Source organism: Weissella sp. DD23, from assembly GCF_001579105.1.
GTDB lineage: Bacteria > Bacillota > Bacilli > Lactobacillales > Lactobacillaceae > Weissella > Weissella cibaria.
The window spans coordinates 1-549 of the sequence record NZ_KQ970442.1 but is presented as its reverse complement, the minus strand read 5'-3'; the positions used below and the strand labels follow the sequence as shown (position 1 = coordinate 549).

Below are 549 nucleotides of genomic sequence, written 5' to 3'. Positions count from 1 at the left end.
ATATGCGAATGGTGACAGCCACTGAAGCGCAATTGCGTGAGCACTATGCGGATAAGGTGGACGCACCATATTTTCCGGAAATTGTTGATTATATGACGAGTGGCCCATTGGTGGCAATGATTGTTACGGGGACTAATATTGTTAAGAATTTCCGAGTCATGGCTGGTGTGACGAATCCAAGTGAAGCAGCGCCAGGAACGATTCGCGGTGACTATGGTCGCGATTGGGAAGATGGTGCAGTTCGTAATATTGTGCATAGTTCAGATAGTGTGGCCAATGCAGAACATGAAATTGGCGTTTGGTTTAGCTAGATTCAAATAGAGTAACTTTTAAGCGGTTGGGACAACAATGTCCTGACCGTTTTTTGTATGTTCTTCAAAATTTATACCAGTTGACCTGTTAGGATGTGGGGTGGTTGATAATGACGTAATGTTTATTAATTCACAAAACCGCAATCAGCTTACTTAAAAATATGAAAACGCATTCAAAAACAAGGCTATATGCGCATTTTTTCACGAATTTACATAAAAGGGTTGCACTTAATTTGCC

At 41.2% G+C, this 549-nt stretch carries 1 protein-coding gene; it reads left to right on the top strand.

All coding sequences use genetic code 11. The annotated features are described in order from the left end of the window. Positions 1–311 (top strand): nucleoside-diphosphate kinase (locus WEIDD23_RS12130; protein ID WP_062359099.1); only part of this gene is annotated, 311 nt, incomplete at its 5' end. Positions 312–549: the final 238 nt, after the last annotated feature.